The 17,154-nt window shown below is 73.6% G+C and carries 8 protein-coding genes; 7 read left to right on the top strand and 1 reads right to left on the bottom strand.

Annotated features, from left to right (window positions below):
- The first annotated feature begins 10 nt into the window (after positions 1–10).
- Positions 11–1,459 carry a M1 family metallopeptidase gene (locus AC3IX6_RS09010; RefSeq protein ID WP_489369704.1) on the top strand — a complete coding sequence of 483 codons (1,449 nt, stop codon included), beginning with the start codon at positions 11–13 and terminating at the stop codon, positions 1,457–1,459.
- Positions 1,460–1,635: 176 nt separating this feature from the next.
- On the top strand, positions 1,636–3,144 hold the full coding sequence (hflX, locus tag AC3IX6_RS09005) for a GTPase HflX (RefSeq protein ID WP_489369703.1): 1,509 nt from the start codon (positions 1,636–1,638) through the stop codon (positions 3,142–3,144).
- 71 nt (positions 3,145–3,215) lie between these two features.
- On the opposite strand, the gene AC3IX6_RS09000 is transcribed toward hflX, so the two are convergent.
- On the bottom strand, positions 3,216–4,385 hold the full coding sequence (locus tag AC3IX6_RS09000) for a trypsin-like serine peptidase (protein ID WP_489369702.1): 1,170 nt from the start codon (positions 4,383–4,385) through the stop codon (positions 3,216–3,218).
- Positions 4,386–4,921: 536 nt separating this feature from the next.
- Between AC3IX6_RS09000 and AC3IX6_RS08995 the strand changes: the two genes are divergently transcribed.
- From AC3IX6_RS08995 to AC3IX6_RS08975, 5 genes are all read left to right on the top strand, one after another.
- Entirely contained in the window at positions 4,922–6,238 is a 1,317-nt protein-coding gene (locus AC3IX6_RS08995) for a diaminobutyrate--2-oxoglutarate transaminase family protein (protein WP_489371380.1), read from the top strand.
- 4,277 nt (positions 6,239–10,515) lie between these two features.
- Complete coding sequence (locus AC3IX6_RS08990; RefSeq protein ID WP_489369701.1) at positions 10,516–12,378, top strand: IucA/IucC family protein; 1,863 nt, start codon at positions 10,516–10,518, stop codon at positions 12,376–12,378.
- 32 nt (positions 12,379–12,410) lie between these two features.
- Positions 12,411–13,112, top strand: coding sequence for a GNAT family N-acetyltransferase (locus AC3IX6_RS08985; RefSeq protein WP_489369700.1), 702 nt, complete (start codon positions 12,411–12,413; stop codon positions 13,110–13,112).
- 122 nt (positions 13,113–13,234) lie between these two features.
- Positions 13,235–15,103, top strand: a complete 1,869-nt coding sequence (locus AC3IX6_RS08980) for an IucA/IucC family protein (protein ID WP_489369699.1) — start codon at positions 13,235–13,237, stop codon at positions 15,101–15,103.
- A gap of 52 nt (positions 15,104–15,155) precedes the next feature.
- The gene (locus tag AC3IX6_RS08975) at positions 15,156–17,126 is read left to right on the top strand and encodes an ATP-dependent DNA helicase (protein WP_489369698.1); all 1,971 of its coding nucleotides are present in this window, start codon (positions 15,156–15,158) and stop codon (positions 17,124–17,126) included.
- Positions 17,127–17,154: the final 28 nt, after the last annotated feature.

The raw sequence follows: 17,154 nt of genomic DNA, 5'->3' as shown, positions 1-17,154 counted from the left end.
GCGGTGGGGGATGCAGCTCACCTCCCCGCGCCTGCGCGCCGCCCTGCTGGCCGCGGCCTCCCTCACCCTCGTCGCCGCCGTCGTGCCCCCGCCCAAGGCGCTCGGCATCGGCGACGCGCTGTTCCCCGAGCTCGGCAACCCCGGGTACGACGTGCTCTCGTACGACCTGTCCTTCGCCTACAAGGACAACAGCAGCCCCCTCGACGCGGTCACCGTCATCGACGCGCGCAGCCTCACCCGCCTCGAAACCGTCAATCTCGACTTCACCCACGGCAAGGTGGCCTCCGCGGAGGTCAACGGGGAACCCGCCGGCTTCGCGAGCGTGGGCGAGGACCTCGTGCTCACCCCCGCCCGGCCGGTGGAGCCGGACCTGCCCCTGCACATCACCGTCCGGCACACGAGCGACCCGCGCGGCCGCGGCGACGGCGGCTGGGTGGTGACCGACGACGGGCTGGCCATGGCGAACCAGGCCGACGCCGCGCACCGGGTCTTCCCGTGCAACGACCACCCCGCCGACAAGGCGTACTTCACCTTCCGGGTGAGCGCGCCGGCCGGGATGACCGCCGTGGCCAACGGGGTGCCGGGCGCGCTGCCGGCCCGCCGGGCGGGCGCCGCGACCACGTGGACGTACCGGACGCTGCACCCGATGGCCACCGAGCTCGCCCAGGTCTCGATCGGCGACTCGGCCGTGATCCACCGCACCGGCCCGCACGGACTGCCGCTGCGCGACGTGGTCCCCGCGGCGGACCGGGAACGGCTGGAGCCCTGGCTGAAGAAGACCCACGGGCACATCGAGTGGATGGAGGCCCGGGTCGGCCGCTACCCCTTCGAGAACTACGGCGTGCTGATCGCGAAGGCCCGTACCGGCTTCGAGCTGGAGACGCAGACCCTGTCGCTGTTCGAGAGCGCGCTGTTCGCGGGCGGCGGCGGATACCCCGACTGGTACGTCGAGTCCGTGATGGTCCACGAGCTGGCCCACCAGTGGTTCGGCGACAGCGTGAGCCCGCGCACCTGGTCCGACCTCTGGCTCAACGAGGGCCACGCCACCTGGTACGAAGCCCTGTACGCGGACGGCCTCGGCAAGTACTCCCTGGAGCGGCGGATGCGCGAGGCGTACCAGCGCTCCGACCAGTGGCGGGCGGCGGGCGGCCCCCCGGCCGCGCCCAAGCCGGCCGCCCCGGGCGAGAAGATCGGGCTGTTCCGCCCGGCGGTCTACGACGGGGCCGCGCTGATCCTGTACGCGCTGCGGCAGGAGATCGGGGTCAAGGCCTTCGACCGGGTGGAGCGGCGCTGGGTGGGGGAGCACCGGGACGGGATCGCGGGCACGGAGGACTTCGTACGGCTGGCCTCGCAGGAGGCGGGCCGGGACCTGGCGGCGTTCCTGAAGCCGTGGCTGTACGGGAAGAAGACGCCGCCGATGCCGGGGCACCCGGAGTGGAGCGCCCCGAAAAGCGTGTGACGCGTGCGGAACGGGCATGCCACCATCGACGAGGCCGTTCCGCGGGGCGCTCCGGGGGAATCTCCGGGGAGTGTCACACGTTGGACGTGACAGTGTTATGTCACGCGCGGGAGTAGCTTTGGCCTTGGCTCCGCTTCGCCTGACGCGGACGCATTCGAAAACGACGTAAGGATCCAATGACCTCCTCTTCTTCCCCTTCCCAGGACGCGCGGGACGACGCACAGGGTGCGCCGGATCCGCAGAGCTTCACCGAGAGCCTTCGGGCCGACGCCCTGATGGAAGAGGACGTCGCCTGGAGCCACGAGATCGACGGAGACCGGGACGGCGCCCAGTACGAGCGCTCCGAGCGCGCGGCCCTGCGCCGCGTGGTCGGCCTCTCCACCGAGCTCGAAGACGTCACCGAGGTCGAGTACCGCCAGCTCCGCCTGGAGCGGGTCGTCCTGGTCGGCGTATGGACCTCCGGCACGGTGCAGGACGCGGACAACTCCCTCGCGGAGCTGGCCGCCCTCGCCGAGACGGCGGGCGCGCTCGTACTCGACGGAGTGATCCAGCGCCGCGACAAGCCCGACCCGGCCACCTTCATCGGTTCCGGCAAGGCGCGCGAGCTGCGCGACATCGTGATGGAGAGCGGCGCCGACACCGTCGTCTGCGACGGTGAGCTCAGCCCCGGCCAGCTCATCGCCCTCGAAGACGTCGTCAAGGTGAAGGTGGTCGACCGGACCGCGCTCATCCTCGACATCTTCGCCCAGCACGCCAAGTCCCGGGAGGGCAAGGCGCAGGTCGCACTCGCGCAGATGCAGTACATGCTGCCGCGACTGCGCGGCTGGGGTGCCTCGCTGTCCCGGCAGATGGGTGGCGGCGGCGGTGGCGGCATGGCCACCCGCGGCCCCGGTGAGACCAAGATCGAGACCGACCGGCGCCGGATCCGCGAGAAGATGGCGAAGATGCGCCGGGAGATCGCGGAGATGAAGACCGGCCGCGACATCAAGCGGCAGGAACGGCGCCGCAACAAGGTGCCCTCGGTCGCCATCGCCGGTTACACCAACGCCGGCAAGTCCTCGCTGCTCAACCGCCTCACGGGCGCGGGCGTACTGGTGGAGAACGCGCTGTTCGCCACCCTCGACCCGACCGTGCGCCGGGCCGAGACCCCGTCCGGCCGGATCTACACCCTGGCCGACACGGTCGGCTTCGTCCGGCACCTGCCGCACCACCTCGTCGAGGCGTTCCGCTCCACGATGGAGGAGGTCGGCGACTCCGACCTCATCCTGCACATCGTGGACGGCTCGCACCCGGCTCCGGAGGAGCAGCTGGCGGCGGTCCGCGAGGTCATCCGCGAGGTCGGCGCCGTCAAGGTGCCCGAGATCGTGGTGATCAACAAGGCGGACGCGGCCGACCCGCTGGTGCTCCAGCGCCTGCTGCGGATCGAGAAGCGCTCCATCGCCGTCTCGGCGCGCACGGGGCAGGGCATGGAGGAACTCCTCGCGCTCATCGACGCCGAGCTGCCGCGGCCCGCGATCGAGATCGAGGCCGTGGTGCCTTACACGCGCGGCGGTCTGGTCGCCCGGGCACACGCCGAGGGCGAGGTGATCTCCGAGGAGCACACGGCGGAGGGCACCCTGCTCAAGGCGCGGGTGCACGCGGAACTGGCGGCGGAGTTCGCTCCGTACGTGCTCGCGAAGCACTGACGCGTACCGGATGAACGACTGAGGGCCCCCGCGGCAGCGGGGGCCCTCAGCCATGTGGTGTGCCGGTGCGGCTACTTGAACTTGCCGCTCACCGCGTCGAAGACGCCCTTCGCCTCCGGACCCAGCCGGGGACCGGCCAGCCAGCCCGCCTTGGCGGGGCCGATGGAGGTGTTCGACACCAGCGCGGGCTTGCCGTCGCTACCCGCCGCGACCCAGCCGCCGCCCGAGGAACCGCCGGTCATCGTGCAGCCGATGCGGTACATCGTGGGGTCGGTCGCGTTCAGCGACAGCCGGCCCGGCTTGTCGGCGCACTGGAAGGTCTTCTGACCGTCGAACGGAGCCGCCGCCGGGTAGCCGGTGGCCGTCATCTTCGCGATCTTGGGCGCGGCCGGGGCGTTGAACTCCACCGGGAGCGCCGTACCGACCGTCTCCTCCAGCGACTTGCCGCCACCCTTCTCCGGGGTCACGTGCAGCACCGCGAAGTCGTACGGGGCACCCGCGCCGCCGGTCGGACCGCCGGTCGCGATCCACTGGTCGGAGGTCTGCGCCCAGTCGCTCCACCACACGCCGTACGGGGCGACCTCCTCGCGGGGCGCACCCTTGAGCGCGGCCGCGGACTTGCCGCTGTTGTTGTACGACGGGACGAAGGCGATGTTGCGGTACCAGCCGCCGGACTTGCCCGCGTGCACGCAGTGGCCGGCCGTCCAGACCATGTTGGACTTGCCGGGGTGCGCCGGGTCCTTGACCACGGTCGCCGAGCAGACCATCGATCCCTCGGGGCCGTCGAAGAAGACCTTGCCGGAGGCGGGGACGCTCTGGTGGTAGGGCGGGGTCGCGGCCTTGGCGGCCACCGGAGCCGGGGTCGGGTCGGTGACGCCCTGGTCCTTGCCCGCGTCCGGGTCGACGGCGGGGGGCTGCGGCGTCTTGGCGGCGTCACGCATCCGGTCCGGGTCCCAGAGGTCCTCGATGATCGGGTTGATGTAGTCGCCCGCCTCGCGGAGCCAGTCCTCCTTCTTCCAGTTCTTCCACTCACCCCCCTTCCACTTCTCCAGGTCGATGCCGTGCTCCTTGAGCTTGTCCTTGAGCCCGTCGGGGATCTTCACCCCGTCCAGGCTGGTGGGCAGGCTCACCGCCACGGTCGGCTTGGCGTCGGTCTCACCGTCGCCGGGCCCGCACGCCGCGGCGGTCAGCGCGAGCGCGGCCGAGCACAGGATCGCGGTGACCGGTCGGATCGGTCGCATGTCGTGAATCCCCCTGGATGGTTCTTGGTTCGGGATGGTGCCTGGATAGGTAGGCGGGCGCCTGGGTTGCAGCACCCCACTATGCCGCTGCCGTGGGGGACGGCACAGCCCGGGGCACCGGTTCCCCCGGGCCGGAAAGCGATCCCGGGCCGGACAAGGAGCCCGGGAGGCGCGGATCTTGGGGCGGGCCGGGATCCCGGGCGGGCAAGGATTGTGGGGCGGGGCCGGGATCCAGGGCGGGCAGGGAAGTTGGGGCGGGCAGGGATCTTTAGGCGGGCCGGGATCCCGGCCGGGCAAGGATCTTGGGCCCACCCGTGATCCGTCGCCGCCACCGTCGTTGGTACGTACGGGGGATGGGGGAGCAGCGTGGGTGTTCGAAGCGCACCCCGGAAGGGCAACGCAACCGTGCGGGAGGAGCGACACTCGTGCCTTTGACGGCTTGGACGGGCGAGCAGGCCACGGCCGGGGAGCAGGTCCCGGGGCAGGCGGACCGGGTTGAGGAGAAAGGGCACTTCACCGGGCCGGGTCCGGGGGCGGTGCCGGGGGCGGGACCGGGGCCGGATGGGGGTCCGGGCGAGGGGATCCTGCGCAGGCAGGCACAACGGGAGTCCGCGGCACGGACGTACGCGCGCTCCCTGCCCATCGTGCCCGTGCGCGCACGGGGGTTGACCATCGAGGGGGCCGACGGGCGCCGCTACCTCGACTGCCTCTCCGGCGCCGGGACCCTCGCCCTGGGCCACAACCACCCGGTGGTGCTCGAGGCCATCCGCGGGGTCCTCGACTCGGGGGCCCCGCTGCACGTGCTGGACCTCGCGACTCCGGTCAAGGACGCCTTCACCACCGAGCTGTTCGCCAACCTGCCGGCGGAGCTGGCCGCGGACGCCCGCATCCAGTTCTGCGGACCGGCCGGGACGGACGCCGTGGAGGCCGCGCTCACCCTGGTCCGCACCGCGACCGGCCGGTCGGGGATGCTCGCCTTCACGGGGGCTTACCACGGCATGACGGCGGGGGCGCTGGCCCTGTCCGGCGGGGCCGCGGACGTACGGGTGACCCGGCTGCCGTATCCGCAGGACCGCCGCTGCCCGTTCGGGGTCGGCGGGGCCGAGGGGGCGGAGCTGTCGGCCCGTTGGACGCGGAACCTGCTGGACGACCCCAAGAGCGGGGTGCCCGCGCCCGCCGGGATGATCGTCGAACCCGTCCAGGGAGAGGGCGGGGTCCACCCCGCCCCCGACGCCTGGCTGCGCAGGATGCGGGAGATCACGGCGGAGCGGGGGATCCCGCTGATCGCCGACGAGGTCCAGACCGGGGTCGGGCGCACCGGGGCCTTCTGGGGGGTCGACCATGCGGGGGTCGTCCCCGACGTGATGGTGCTTTCCAAAGCCATCGGGGGCAGCCTGCCGCTCGCGGTGATCGTGTACCGGGCGGAGTTGGACCAGTGGACCCCCGGCGCACACGCCGGCACCTTCCGCGGCAACCAGCTCGCCATGGCGGCGGGCACCGCGACGCTGGCCTACGTCCGGCAGAACGGCCTCGCGGAGCGCGCGCGGATCCTGGGCGCGCGCATGCTCACCGCGCTGCGCGGCCTGATCCCGTCCTACCCCTGCGTGGCGGACGTACGGGGCCGCGGGCTGATGATCGGCGTCGAACTGGCCGACCCCGACACCGGGGAAGCCTCGCCCGAGCTCGCCGTGGCCGTCCGCCAGGCCTGTCTGGACCGCGGCCTGATCGTCGAACTCGGCGGCCGCCACTCCAGCGTCGTCCGCCTCCTCCCCCCTCTCACCCTGACCGACGAACAGGCGGCGGCCGTCCTCGACCGCCTCGCCGACGCCATCCCCGCCGCCACCCGCCGCTAAGGACCCCCATGCCCGACCCCCTCCACCCCACACCCCCACCTCCCCCCAACCCCCTCCCGCCCGCCACCGCGGCCCCACCCCTCCAGCCGTCGCGGCCCCTGACCGTCACCTCGGCCCCCCCGCCCGTCACTCCGGTCCCCCCTGCCGGCACTTCGGTCCCGCCGCCCGTCACTTCGGTCGCGCCTCCCGGCGCCTCGCTCCCGGCTCCCGGCGCTTTGGACTCCGTCCTCCCGGCAGCCGCCCCTACGCTGCCGCCGCCGTCGCCCGGCACCTCGGGCTCGGCCCTCCAGTCGCCGCCGCCACTGACTGGCACCTCAGTCCCGGCTCCCGGCGCCTCGCTCCCGGCTCCCGGCGCTTTGGACTCCGTCCTCCCGGCAGCCGCCCCTACGCTGCCGCCGCTGTCGCCCGGCACCTCGGGCTCGGCCCTCCAGTCGCCGCCGCCACTGACCGTCACCTCAGTCCCGGCTCCCGGCGCCTCGCTCCCGGCTCCCGGCGCTTTGGACTCCGTCCTCCCGGCAGCCGCCCCCACGCTGCCGCCGCCGTCGCCCGGCACCTCCGGCCCGGACCTCCAGTCGCCGCCGCCACTGACCGGTACCTCGGTCTCCCCTCCCGGCACTTCGGTCCCGCGTCCCGGCGCCTTGGACTCCGCCCTCGCGGCGGCAACCCCCACGCTGCCGCCACTGTCGACCGCCACCTCGGGCCCGCCCCTCCAGCCGTCGCCGCCACTGACCGTCACTTCGGGCTCGGCCCTCCCTTCGGCCGCCCCCACGGCGCTGCGGCCCGGCACCTCGGGTCCCACCCTCCCGTCGGCCGACGCCACGGTGCCCCCGGTCCCGCCCACGGTGCTGCCTCCCGCGGCGGGGGATCCCGCCCTTGCGCCGGTCCCGTCCGTGGTGTCGCTGCCTGGCTCCTTGGGTTCGCCTCTTCCGTCGGTTGCCGTCAGGGTGTCCGCGGTCCCGCCCACGGTGCTGCCAGCCGCCGCGGAGGATCCCACGCTCCCGCCGGCCCCGTCCACGATGCCGCTGCCCGCAGCTTTGGGTTCCAGCCTTCCCCCGGGCCCGCCGTCCGGTGCCTTGGGCTCCGCCCTGTCGTTGGTGGCCCCCGCAGTGCGGCCACCCGGCACCTCGGGTCCCACCCACCCGTCGGACCCGTCCGCGGTGCCACCGGTGCTGCCGCCCGCAGAGTCGGACCGCACCCTTCCGTCGTCGACCCCCACGGTGCTGCTGTCGGCCCCATCCTCGGTCTCGCCTCCGGGGGCCTTGGACTCCGCCCTCCCGCCGGTGGCCCCCACACGGCCGCCACCCGATACCTCGGGCTCCTCCCATCCGTCGGTCCCGTTCACGGGGCTGCCGCCTACAGCCTTGGACCCGACCCTTCCGCAGGCGACGCCTACGGTGCTGGGGCCCGGCGCCTTGGGTCCCACCCTTCCGTCGGCCCCGTCCACGGGGGCGCCGTCCGCAGCCTTGGGATCCAGCCTTCCCCAGGCCGGGTCCACGGTGTCGTCGGCCCCGCTGCGCACCCCCTTGGGGCCCACCTCCCCGCCACCCGCCTCCGCGCAGCCACCTGCCAACCCCCCACAACCACCGCAGACTCCGACCGCGGCCACCCCGCCGCCCCCGGCTCCGCTGGGGTCTCCACCACCTCAGGCCGCTGCCGCCCCGCCCCCTCCGCTCACGACTTCGCCGGAGCCCCCGCAGGCTCGGGCCGCGTCCATCCCGCCGCCGGCGCTCACCACTCCGCTACCGTCCCCGCCGGCCCAGGCTGAGCCCGCGACGCCGGGGCCGATGCCCGCTGATCCCTTGGCGTCTCCCGGCTTCCGGCCCACCCCTGGCCGTCCGGCGGCCTCTGGTCCTACCGGGCCGGTGGTCGCCGACCCGCTACGGCCCCCACCCACTCCGGGTGAGTCCGCACCGCCTAGGCCGATGCCCGCTGCTCCGCAGGCGTCACCGGACTCTCCGTCTGCCCCGGCCCCTCCGCCGACGGTGTCTTCTGATCGGCTGGGTTCGCCGCTCCCTACGACCGCCTCCGCGCCGCCCGCCGATCCGCCGCTGTCACTGCTTGCTGCGACTGATTCCGTTCCTCCGTCGCCGGACTCGTCGCCTGCTCCCGCGCTGCCGCTCTCGGCACCGGCCGAGCGGCTGGGCTCGCCGCTCCCGTCGGCGGCGGCTTCCGTGCCGCCCGGCTCGACGCCTGACGATGCGCCACGGTCCCTGCTGGCTCCGGCCGAGCCGGTCACCCCGTCGCCGATGCCCGCTGATCGGCTCACCTCATCGGATTCTTCGCTCGCCCCCGTGCTGCCGTTGTCGGACCATGCCGATCCGTCACGGCTCCCCCTTGCTCCGACCGCGGCCGCACCCCTGCCGATGCCGGGGCCCGTCGCTCCATCGGGGATGTCGGCCTCGCCCCTCGGCACGCCACCCGGTGTAGGGGGCGGTCCGGGTCCCTCTCCGGACGCTCCGGGCTCTCCCCCTGCCTTCGGATACGGGCACACGCCCTCCATGCCTCTCCCCATCGGCTCCTCACCATGGCCGACTCCGGAGGAGGCCGGTCCCCGCTCAACCGCATCAGCCGCTCCTCCCGGAGGACCGCCCACGATCGGTGCACCCCCTGGGGGCGCCCAGGGCTCACCTGCTCCGGACGGGCATTGGCCCTCTCTGCTCCTGACCGCCCCCACAGTGCTCCAGCCGACGCCGCCCCCCGCCCCGGGGCCCCGGTCCGCCGCCGAGAGCGCACCGGCGCCAGCCCCCGTAGCCCCAGCCGCACCACCACCGCCGTCCCCGCCCCTGGGATCCGCGCCTACGTCGCCTTCGTCCCCGCCCCTCGGATCCGGGCCCAAGTCGCCGTCGGCCTCGCCTCTGGCGTCCGGGCCTACGCTGCCGTCGTCCCGGCCCCTGGGGTCCGGGCCCAAGTCGCCGTGGGCCTCGCCCCTGGGGTCCGCGCCTACGTCGCCTTCGTCCCCGCCCCTCGGGTCCGAGCCCGCGCCGCCGTCGGCCCCGCCCCTGGGGTCCGGGCCTACGCTGCCGTCGGCCTCGCCCCTGGGGTCCGGGCCTACGCTGCCGTCGGCTTCGCCCCTTGGATCCGTCCCCCTGCCGCTGTCGGCCCCGACTCTTGGATCCGTGCCCATGCCGCTGTCGACCCCGATGCCCGGAACCGCACCTACGTCGCCGTCGGGCCCGGCCCCCGGCGCCGGGCTGGCACCTTCTCCGGACGGCCGCCCCTCGCCCTCCCTGACGGCCTCCGCCGGGAACCTGCCGATCCGGATCGGGGAGCCTTCCGGTACTGAGCCCACGGCTCCCAGCACGAGCCCAGCCCCGGCCGTCGCGGGGGCCCCGGACGGGCAGCCCGCAGTCAATGCGGCCTCGGCTGGAACGGCTGTTTCGGCCCGAACCACCTCCTCCCTCCCCGCGGACGGCACTCCGTCCGCGTCACCTTCGGCTGCTGCGACCCGACCCGAGTCGCCCGCTTCGCCCGCGGCCCCGGGCAGCGAGCCTCCATTCGCAGCCCCCTCAGGGCAGGCGCCACCCGCTTCGCCGGAACGTTCTCCTCAGCCTGCCGCCGATCCTGCTGCGGCAGACGGTTTCCCCCTGTCCTCCGTCGACGCGGATGTGGCCAGTGGGCCGCCGCCTACCGCGTGGCCGCCGTTGCTCGGTCCGGCGGACGGTTCCTCTCGGTCCTCTGCCGATGGGGCTGTGTCCGGTGAGTCGACGCTGCGGTCTACGGCGTGGCCGCCGTTGCTCGGTGCGGCGGACGCCTCCCCTCGGTCCGCCGTCGATGCGGCCGTGTCCGGTGGGTCTTCGAGCGGGGCCGCCGCCTGGCCGTCGGTGGCCGGTGGCTTGGCGCAGGTCGGGGGAGCGGCTCTCAGTGGGGTCTTGGGCAGGGCGTCCTCGACCGTGGCTTCGCGGCCGGGTTCCGGGGACGCGGCCGATGGTGGTCCGGCAGGACTGGCTGAGGGGTTGCCGGGCGGGGGCTCCGCGGAGGCCCAGGCCGGGCGGTCCGGGGCGGAAGTCCGGGGAGCGGCGACCGGACCCGGCTCCTCGGCAGACCCGGCGCCTCCGGGACCCGGGCGTTCGGGCGAGCTGCCCTCGGGAGGTCAGAGCAGGGCCGTGCCCAAGGGGCCTTCTGAGGTGGCCCCTTCGGCCTCGGGTTCCACCGGCACGCCCATCGCTGCCCAGGACGCGGTGGCCCCACGACACGGCGCAGCCGAAGCGGAGGAGCGGGCCACGGCGTCGGCGCCGCCGGGTGACGGCTCCACCGGTCCTGCAGGTGGGCTTCCGGGCATGCCTGCCGCGGGCATGCCCTGGCCGCCGGCAGAGCCGCAGTCACCTGCCGCGGTGCCACGGCAGAAGGACGGTACCGCCCGGCCCCGCGCGGGAGCGGCCGAGCCGTTGGACCACCCCGATCCCAGGGTCGCCGCCGAGGCCGCCTCGGTGGAGAACCTGCTGCGCTGCTGGGTCCGCGAGACCGGACTCGAACAGCCCGCCGGGCCCGTCCTGCGCATCCCCCTCCCCGCATCGGGCGCCGCCCTGCTCGTCGCCGTCCGCTACTGGTCCGCAGCCGGCTGGCACCGCTTCGGCCCGGCCCGCATCGAAGGCGTCACCGCCGACGCCCCGGCCGTGGACGCGGTCACCCTCGCGGCGCTGATCTCCCGTGAAGGCGAAGCCACCCTTGGAGACACCGCGGGAAACGCCCATGGCGACGGCGCCCCCGGCGGCGCCGACCTCGTCGGGCGGGTTGCCGACTCGGTGCACCGGACCGCCGATTTCATCACCGACCGCCGCCAGCGCCCGGCCGCACCCGACCCCGTCGCCGCCGACCGGTTCCTCACCGCCGAACAGTCCCTCCTCCTCGGCCATCCGCTGCACCCGACCCCGAAGAGCCGCGAAGGGCTCTCCGAAGCCGAAGTGCGCAGCTACTCACCCGAACTGCACGGTTCCTTCCCCCTGCACTGGGTGGCGGTCGCACCCGCCGTCCTCGCCACCGACTCGGCCTGGACCGAACGCGGCCGCCCGGTCCCCGCCGCCCAGCTCCTGGGCCGCCTCGCCCCCGGGCTCCCGGTGCCCGACGGCGCCGCCTCCCTTCCCCTTCACCCCTGGCAGGCCCGCGACCTGCTCCAGCGCCCCGCGGTCGCCGCCCTCCGCGACGCGGGACTCCTGTACGACCTGGGCCTGTACGGCGCCCCCTGGTACCCGACCTCCTCCATCCGCACCGTCCACCAGCCCGGCGCCCCCGCGATGCTCAAGCTCTCCCTCGGCCTGCGCATCACCAACTCCCGTCGGGAGAACCTCCGCAAGGAACTCCACCGAGGCATCGAGGTGCACCGGCTGCTCCGCACCGGACTCGCCGAGCGGTGGCAGTCCGCCCACCCCGGCTTCGACATCGTCCGCGATCCCGCGTGGGTCGCCGTCGACGCCCCGGACGGCACACCCGTCCCCGGACTCGACGTCCTGCTCCGGCACAACCCCTTCCGACCGGGCGACGACGCCCTCTGCATCGCCGCACTGACCGCACCCCGCCCGTGGCCCGGGCGGACCGGCATGAGCTCCCGGCTCGCCGAGACCATCTCGGGGCTCGCCGCCACCACGGGGCGGACGACCTCCGCCGTCGCCGCCGAGTGGTTCCTGCGCTACCTCGAACACGTCGTCCTGCCGGTCCTCGCCTTCGACGCACTCGCCGGCATCGCCCTCGAAGCGCACCAGCAGAACACGCTGGTCCTCCTCGACCCGGCCGGCTGGCCGGTCGGCGGCCGCTACCGCGACAACCAGGGCTACTACTTCCGGGAATCCCGCCGCGCGGAGCTGGAGCGCCGGCTCCCCGGAATCGGCGCCACGAGCGACACCTTCGTCTCCGACGCCGTCACCGACGAACGCTTCGCCTACTACCTCGGCATCAACAACGTGCTCGGTCTCATCGGAGCCTTCGGATCCCAGCGGCTCGCCGACGAACGCATCCTGCTGGCCGCCTTTCGTCGTTTCCTCGGCAAGGCCAGGGGCCTCGGCCCGCTCCCCGAGAGGCTGCTCGACTCGCCCACCCTGCGCTGCAAGGCGAATCTGCTCACCCGCCTCGGAGGCCTGGACGAGCTCGTCGGCCCCGTCGACACCCAGTCCGTCTACGTCACCATCGCCAACCCCCTTCACGATTGACGCGTCAGCACCGAAACGGAGAAGAGCCCCCGATGCCCTCCACCGACTTCCACACCGGAGTGCTCCACACCGGCGTGCTCCTCACGGATCGGTTCCGCTCCGATGCGTTCCGCACCGACGTGCCGTGTCTGCGCGCCGAGTCGCTTCCCCAGCTCGCCGAGGCCGATCTCCTCGACTCCCCGGCTGCCTGGGGCGGCGTCACGACGCGGTCCGGTGTCTTCCGCCTCGAACCCGTACGGCTCGACCACGACCTGGACCTGCTCACCGGCTGGATGAACGACCCGCAGGTGGACGCCTATTGGGAACTCGCCGGCCCGGCCGGTGTCACCGCCGCCCACGTCTGGGCGCAGATGGTCGGAGACAGTCGCAGCATCCCGTGCCTCGGCCTCCTCGACGGCACGCCGATGAGCTACTGGGAGATCTACCGGGCCGACCTCGACCCGCTCTCCGCGTACTACCCGGCGCGCCCCCACGACACGGGTATCCACCTGCTCATCGGAGACGGCACGAACCGCGGCCGAGGTCTGGGCACCGCGCTCCTGCGCGCCGTCGCCGACCTGGTGCTCGACAACCGCCCCCACTGCATGCGCGTCATCGCCGAACCGGACATCCGCAACACCCCCTCCGTATCAGCCTTCCTGAACTCCGGCTTCCGCTGCCCCACCGAAATCGACCTGCCCGGCAAACGAGCCGCCCTGATGATCCGCGAGCGGGCGCTGCGCAATCTCCTCTGAGTGCCGCTCCGCGCTTCCCGTACCTCCAGGCCGTTCCGTTCCTGCCCATTCCTTCATTTCCCGTACTACTCACCCCGAAAACCCTGCGCCGCGCAGCAACTTTCCCGAATCCGAGGAGTCCCGTGCAGAATTTCCCCGCAGCCCCCGACTCCCCAGGCCCCCACTTCTCTGACACCGTGCCCCCGTCGCCCCAGCACCCGTGCACGCCGCCCGAACTGAACCGCCTGACCTGGGACTTCGCCGCCCGCCGCCTGCTTGCGAAGATGCTCGGCGAGTTCGCGTACGAGGAGATCATCACCCCGGTCCCCGCCCCGGCCGCCTCCGGCGACGCCTGGACGCTGACCCTCGACGACGGCAGCAGCCTCGGCTTCCGGGCCCGCCGCCGCGCGTACGGCAGCTGGCACGTCACCCCCGACACGATCACCCTCACCCCGCAGTCCGCCTCCGCCGGGTCGCCGGCCGCCTTCGGGGACCCGTACGCCTTCCTCATCCGCGCGCGCACCCTCCTCGGCCTCGACGGCGCCACTCTCGGCCACCTCGTCCGCGAGCTCAGCGCCACGCTCGCGGCCGACGCCCGCATCGACCACACCGCGCTCACCGCGGACGTCCTCGCCGACCTCGACTACGCGGCCCTCGAAGGCCACCAGACCGGCCACCCCTGGCTCGTCCTCAACAAGGGGCGGATCGGACTCTCCGCCTCCGACACCGCCGCCTGGGCGCCCGAGGCCCGCACCGCCCAGCGCCTGCCCTGGCTCGCCGCCCACACCTCCCTCGCGCACTACCGGGGCACCGCCGGCCTGGAAGACCCCGCCCGCCTCTACTCCGCCGAGCTCGACCCCGTCACCCGCGCCCTCTTCGACCGGACCCTGCGCGACCGCGGCCTCGACCCGCTCGGCTACCTCTACCTCCCGGTCCACCCCTGGCAGTGGGACGAGGTCCTCCTGCCCCTCTTCGCCCCGGCCCTCGCCGCCGGCACCCTGGTGCCGCTCCCCGCCGACCCCGACCTCCGTCTTCCCCAGCAGTCGATCCGCACCTTCCTCAACCTCACCCGCCCCGACCGCCACAGCGTCAAGCTGCCGCTCTCCGTCCTCAACACCATGGTCTGGCGCGGCCTGCCCTCGGACCTGGCCCTCGCGGCGCCCGCCGTCACCGCCTGGATCCACTCCCTGCGCGACGGCGACCCCTTCCTCCGCGAGGAATGCGGAGTGATCCTGCTCGGCGAGGTCGCCTCCGTCACGGTCCGCCACCCCGTCTACGACGCGCTCCCCGAAGTCCCCTACCAGTACAAGGAGCTCCTCGGCGCGATCTGGCGCGAGCCGCTGACCCGACACCTCGCTCCCGGCGAGCGGGCCCGCACGCTCTCCTCGCTCCTGCACACCGATCCCCGCGGCCGCTCCTTCACCGCCGAGCTCGTCGCCCGTTCCGGTCTGACGCCCACGGTCTGGCTCCAGCGCCTCTTCGCCGCGCTGCTGCCGCCGCTGCTCCGCTTCCTCTACCGCTACGGCACCGTCTTCTCCCCGCACGGAGAGAACACCGTCGTGATCTTCGACGAGCACGACGTCCCGGTCCGGCTCGCGGTCAAGGACTTCGTGGACGACGTCAACATCAGCGCCGAACCGCTGCCCGAGCTGGCGGCCGTGCCTGACGAGGTCCGGGCGGTGCTGCTCACCGAGCCCGCGGACTTCCTGCCCCAGTTCATCCACTCGGGGCTCTTCGTCGGCGTCTTCCGCTACCTCTCCGCCCTCTGCGAGGACCGGCTCGGGGTCCCGGAGGACACGTTCTGGTCCCTCGTGCGGGCGGAGATCCTGCGCCACCAGGCCCGTTTCCCGGAGCTCAAGGAGCGCTACGAGCTCTTCGACCTCCTCGGCGAACGCATCGTGAGGCTCTGCCTGAACAGGAACCGTCTCTACGAGGACGGCTACCGCGACCGCCCCGACCGCCCGCACGCCGTGCGGTACGGCACCGTGCCGAACCCCCTCCACCGGTCATGACCGCTCGCCGGTGCGGTCACTGTCGGCGGAGCCCCGTAGGGTTGGCACTGCTATGACGAAGCCCTCCCTCCCCGACCTGCTGCACGCCGCCGTCTCCGCCGTCGGCGGCACGGAGCGCCCCGGCCAGGTGGCCATGGCCGAAGCCGTCGCCGAAGCGATCGACGACAGTTCCCACCGCCTCATCCAGGCCGGTACCGGCACCGGTAAGTCCCTGGGCTACCTGGTGCCGGCCCTCGCGCACGGCGAGCGCGTGGTCGTGGCCACGGCGACGCTGGCCCTCCAGCGCCAGCTCGTCGAGCGCGACCTGCCCCGGACGGTGGAGGCGCTGCATCCGCAGCTCCGCCGCCGCCCGCAGTTCGCCATGCTCAAGGGCCGCTCCAACTACCTGTGCCTGCACCGTCTGCACGAGGGCGCCCCGCAGGACGAGGAGGAGGGCCTCTTCGACCAGTTCGAGGCGGCCACCCCGACCAGCAAGCTCGGCCAGGACCTGCTGCGGCTGCGCGACTGGGCGGACGAGACCGAGACGGGCGACCGCGACGACCTCACGCCGGGCGTCTCCGACAAGGCCTGGGCGCAGATCTCCGTCTCCTCCCGCGAATGTCTGGGCGCGACGAAGTGCGCGTACGGCGCGGAGTGCTTCGCGGAGGCCGCCCGCGAGCGGGCCAAGCTCGCGGACGTGGTCGTCACCAACCACGCGCTCCTCGCCATCGATGCCATCGAGGGCGCACCGGTCCTCCCGCAGCACGAGGTGCTGATCGTCGACGAGGCCCACGAGCTGGTGTCCCGGGTGACCGGGGTCGCCACGGGAGAGCTCACCCCGGGCCAGGTCAACCGCGCCGTGAAGCGTGCGGCGAAGCTGGTCGACGAGAAGACCGCCGACTCCCTGCAGACCGCGTCCGAGACCTTCGAGCGGGTCATGGAGCTGGCCCTCCCCGGCCGCCTGGAGGAGATCCCCGAGGACCTCGGCTACGCGCTGATGGCCCTGCGGGACGCCTCGCGCAGCGTGATCTCGGCGATCGGCAACACGCGGGACAAGTCCGTCCACGACGAGGACGCCGTCCGCAAGCAGGCGCTCGCCGCGGTGGAGAGCGTGCACGGGGTGGCCGAGCGGATCACGGCCGGCTCCGAGTACGACGTGGTCTGGTACGAACGCCACGACCGCTTCGGCGCCACCCTGCGAGTGGCTCCCCTGTCGGTGTCCGGCCTGCTGCGGGAGAAGCTGTTCGCGGACCGGTCGGTGGTCCTGACCTCCGCGACCCTCAAGCTCGGCGGCGACTTCAACGGAGTGGCCGCGTCGATGGGCCTGGCCCCGGAGGGCGTCGAGGGCGAGGACGTGCCGCAGTGGAAGGGTCTCGACGTCGGCTCGCCCTTCGACTATCCCAAGCAGGGCATCCTCTACGTCGCCAAGCACCTGGCCACCCCCGGCCGCGAGGGCACCCGCGGCGACATGATGGACGAGCTCGCGGAGCTGATCGAGGCGGCGGGCGGCCGCACCCTCGGACTGTTCTCCTCCATGCGCGGGGCGAAGGCCGCCGCCGAGGAGCTGCGCGGCCGGCTGGAGAACCCGATCCTGCTCCAGGGCGAGGAGACCCTCGGCGAGCTGATCAAGGCCTTCGCCGCCGATCCGAAGACCTGCCTGTTCGGGACCCTGTCGCTGTGGCAGGGCGTGGACGTCCCGGGGCCCAGCTGCCAGTTGGTGATCATGGACAGGATCCCGTTCCCGCGACCCGACGACCCGCTGATGAGCGCCCGGCAGAAGGCGGTCGAGGAGCGCGGCGGCAACGGCTTCATGTCCGTCGCGGCGACGCACGCGGCACTGCTCATGGCCCAGGGCGCGGGCCGGCTCGTACGGGCCACCGGCGACAAGGGCGTCGTCGCGGTCCTGGACCCCCGGCTGGCCACGGCCCGGTACGGGAGCTTCCTGCGGGCCACGCTGCCGGACTTCTGGTACACCACGGACCGCAATCAGGTCCGCCGCTCGCTCGCCGCGATCGACGCCGCGGCGCAGGCCGACGGGAAGTAACACGAAGCAGCCCTGGGACCGGCGCAGT

The sequence above is a fragment of the Streptomyces sp. GL_141 genome (genome assembly GCF_057834385.1).
The sequence above is the reverse complement of the archived record's forward strand: the minus strand, read 5'-3'. Positions and strand labels throughout refer to the sequence as shown.